This window comes from Mycobacterium sp. 1165178.9, assembly GCF_001673555.1.
Classification (GTDB): Bacteria; Actinomycetota; Actinomycetes; order Mycobacteriales; family Mycobacteriaceae; genus Mycobacterium.
The window spans coordinates 1-3,488 of sequence record NZ_LZMB01000477.1; the positions used below are offsets into that span (position 1 = coordinate 1).

Annotated in this window: 4 protein-coding genes; 1 reads left to right on the plus strand and 3 read right to left on the minus strand. The window is 69.1% G+C overall.

All coding sequences use genetic code 11. The annotated features are described in order from the left end of the window. Positions 1 to 72: 72 nt before the first annotated feature. Entirely contained in the window at positions 73 to 534 is a 462-nt protein-coding gene (locus A5652_RS20410; protein WP_067355749.1) for an SRPBCC family protein, read from the minus strand. Positions 535 to 624: 90 nt separating this feature from the next. Between A5652_RS20410 and ald the strand changes: the two genes are divergently transcribed. Beyond that, positions 625 to 1,740, plus strand: coding sequence for an alanine dehydrogenase (ald, locus tag A5652_RS20415; protein ID WP_067355752.1), 1,116 nt, complete (start codon positions 625 to 627; stop codon positions 1,738 to 1,740). 8 nt (positions 1,741 to 1,748) lie between these two features. Here the strand turns inward: ald and A5652_RS20420 are convergent, their stop codons facing one another. Beyond that, on the minus strand, positions 1,749 to 2,774 hold the full coding sequence (locus A5652_RS20420) for a nitronate monooxygenase (protein WP_067355756.1): 1,026 nt from the start codon (positions 2,772 to 2,774) through the stop codon (positions 1,749 to 1,751). 99 nt (positions 2,775 to 2,873) lie between these two features. Then, positions 2,874 to 3,488: pitrilysin family protein (locus A5652_RS20425; RefSeq protein ID WP_197514030.1), on the minus strand; the 615-nt coding region annotated here is incomplete at its 5' end.

Sequence of the window (3,488 nt, forward strand, 5' to 3'; positions counted from 1 at the left end):
CGACATCCCGGCTCCGACGACGGCTACGGCGGGATCGCGTCGCGTCATCGGTACTCCCGTGGTTCTCTTCGGTTACTCGGTCTCGGCGCGCTGCTTGAGGCGCTGCAACGTGAGCCGGATGTGCTCGGTGTTGGCGGCCGCCCGATCGGTGACGCCGGTGGCCCTGCCGGCGACCTTTCGGAACCACCCGGGCCTGCGGTCCCAGGTGCTTTCGGTCACCTCACACCCGCCGTCGCCCGCGGCGATGTCGTATTGCCAGCGGGCGATCGGAAAGACCGTGTGGCTCACGTCAAACGCAAAGCGGCGGCCCGGCTCCGCGTCGGTGACCGTGCATTTGGTGCTCCAGCTGCGGCGGCCGCTCCTGTTGTGGCCGGTGAACACCGCGCCGGGGCTCACCGCGTTGCCCTTGCGCCACTCCATCGCGACCGCCTCCTCGGCCAGCTCGGCCAGCGTGGGCAGGTCGGTGATGAGCCGGTACACCACGTCGGGCCGGGCGTCGATGCGCACGGTGGCCTGCACGCACGGGTCGGTCATTCGCCGATCATAGCCAGCAAACAGCCAGCCTTTGCGGCTCCCGCGAAGTTTCTTCACACTTGAACGAGAACCGTCAACCTAGGGGCGATCATGCGAGTCGGCGTACCGACCGAGACCAAGACCAATGAGTTTCGGGTCGCCATCACCCCCGCCGGTGTCGCCGAGCTGACCCGCCGCGGCCATGACGTGTTTGTGCAGGCCGGCGCCGGCGAAGGGTCGGCGATCAGCGATTCGGAGTTCAAGGCGGCGGGCGCCCAGCTGACCGAGACGGCCGACCAGGTTTGGGCCGACGCGGATTTGCTGCTCAAGGTCAAAGAACCGGTGCCTGCCGAGTATGACCTGTTGCGGCGCAACCAGATCCTGTTCACCTTTCTGCACCTGGCGGCGTCGCGGGCGTGCACCGAGGCGCTGTTGGCATCCGGAACGACGTCGATCGCCTACGAGACTGTCCAGACCGCCGACGGCACACTGCCGCTGCTGGCCCCGATGAGCGAGGTCGCCGGCCGGCTGTCCGCACAGGTCGGGGCCTATCACCTGATGCGCACCCACGGTGGGCGCGGCGTCCTGATGGGCGGTGTGCCGGGCGTGAAGCCCGCCGACGTGGTGGTGGTGGGGGCGGGAACGGCCGGATACAACGCGGCCCGGGTCGCCGGCGGCATGGGGGCGACGGTCACGGTGCTCGACGTCAACATCAACAAGCTTCGGCTGCTCGACGCGGAGTTCGGTGGCCAGGTCCGCACCCGCTACTCGTCGGCCTACGACCTTGAGGGCACCGTCAAGCGCGCCGACCTGGTGATCGGCGCCGTGCTGCTGCCCGGTGCGAAGGCCCCGAATTTGATCCCGAATTCCCTTGTCTCACAAATGAAATCGGGTGCCGTGCTGGTCGACATCTCGATCGATCAGGGCGGCTGCTTCGAGGACTCCCGGCCCACCACGCATGACGATCCCACCTTCGCGGTGCACGACACGGTGTTCTACTGCGTGGCGAACATGCCCAGCGCGGTGCCCAAGACGTCGACGGTGGCGCTGACCAATGCGACCATGCCGTACGTGCTCGCGCTCGCCGATCGCGGCTGGCAGGCTGCGTGCCGTTCGGATCATGCTCTGGCCAAAGGCCTTTCGACGCACGACGGCGGGCTCCTGTCCGAACAGGTCGCTGTCGACCTCGGCCTGCGGTTCACCGACCCGGCGGCGGTTCTGGCCTGAGCGGGGCGTTAACTGGTGGCCGCGAGACTGGCGATGATGTCGGCCGCGGGACCCGCGCATGCGCTCTTGAACGACGTCCCGGCCCACAACGCCATCCCGTTGGGATCCTCGATGGCGGCGGCCGCTTCCCGGATCGGCGAGGTCATCTGGTTCACCTCGGGGTATCCCAGCGGCGCGACGTGATCGAGCATGCGGGTGAAGTCGTTTTCCAGACCGCGGGCGTAGCGGCCCGAAAACGCGCGCGTCACAACAGTCGTGGCGAACAGCGGGTTCTTCAGGGCGATGCGGTGTGCCGGGTTGGTGCCGGCCTCGTCGGCGAGCAGTAGCGCGGTGCCGACCTGGGCCGCCACCGCTCCCCTGCGCAGCGCGGCCCCCACTTCGTCGGCGGTGCCCAGTCCGCCCGCGGCGATGATCGGCACGTCGTGCGCGTTGCGGATGCGGTCGATGAGCTGATGCAGCGACTCGTTGGCCGGTTCCATGTCCGGTGCGAAGGTGCCGCGGTGCCCGCCGGCGGCGGGCCCCTGGACCACGAGGCTGTCGGCGCCGGCCGCGACGGCGATTCCCGCCTCGTAGGCCGAGGTCACGGTGACCATCACCAGTAGGCCCAGTGCGCCCAGCCGCCGGATCACGTCGGGCGGCGGCACCCCGAAGGTGAAGGACACCAGCTCTGGCCGAAGGTCGGCCACCACCTCGAGCTTCTGCTCCCACTCGTCGTCGTCGCCGTGCTGCGGGTGACCGACCTCCACTTGATAGTGCTCGGCGATCTCTTCGAGTTCGGCCGCGTAGTAGTGCAGGGCCACCCAGTCGGCGACGCTGGGTTGGGGCACAAACAGGTTCACCCCGAGCGGGCCGGTGGTGGCGGTGCGCGCCGCGGCGATGTCGTCGGCGAGCTGCTCGGCGCTGCGGTGTCCGCCCGGGACGAATCCGAGCCCACCCGCATTGGACACCGCCGCGGCCAATGCGGGCGTCCCAGGCCCGCCGGCCATGGGTGCGCCCACGATGGGCACGGGGATGTCCCAAAAGCCCAGCACCATCTGGCCCAGTACCATTCGGCTAGTCCGTCGACGGCGAGCGCCGGCACGGCGCGAGTGTGGGGGCACCACCCGCTTGCGGGGGAGAGGCGGACATTTGAGCTACGTTACCATCGCCCGAAGTTGTTGGGGCAGTGACCGTTTGGTGGCGTAGGGCCCCAGGACCGCGGCGCCGTAGCGCTGCCCGAGCAGCTTGCGCGCCACCGCGTTGACCTCCTCGACGGTCACCTTATCGATCTGGTGCAGGGTGTGCCCGATGCTGCGGTGTTTGCCGTAGTTGAGTTCGCTGCGGCCCAGCCGGCTCATTCGCGAGCTGGAGTCTTCCAGGCCGAGCACCAGACCGCCGCGCAGTGATCCCTTGGCGATGCGGCATTCCGATTCGGTGATGCCGTCGCGAGCCACCGATTCGAGCACGTCGCGGGTCACCGCCATCACCTCGGCGAAGCGTTCGGGCTGGCAGGCCGCATAGACGGACAGCGCACCACTGTCGGCGAAGACGTCCACCGTCGAGTACACCGAGTAGGCCAGCCCGCGCAGCTCCCGAACCTGCTGGAACAACCGCGAACTCAGACCGCCGCCCAGCGCGGTGTTGAGTACCGACAGCGCCCAGCGATGCTCCCAGCCACGCCCCGGCGTGCGGACGCCCAGCGACACGTGAGCCTGCTCGGCGTCCCGGTTGCCCAGCAGCAGACTGGGGCGGCCGGTGACCCGTCCGGC

Coding starts and splice junctions, on each gene's coding strand:
- A5652_RS20410 (WP_067355749.1), bottom strand. CDS start 534: ATGACCGACCCGTGCGTGCAGGCCACCGTGCGCATCGACGCCCGGCCC.
- A5652_RS20420 (WP_067355756.1), bottom strand. CDS start 2,774: ATGGTGCTGGGCTTTTGGGACATCCCCGTGCCCATCGTGGGCGCACCC.
- ald (WP_067355752.1), top strand. CDS start 625: ATGCGAGTCGGCGTACCGACCGAGACCAAGACCAATGAGTTTCGGGTC.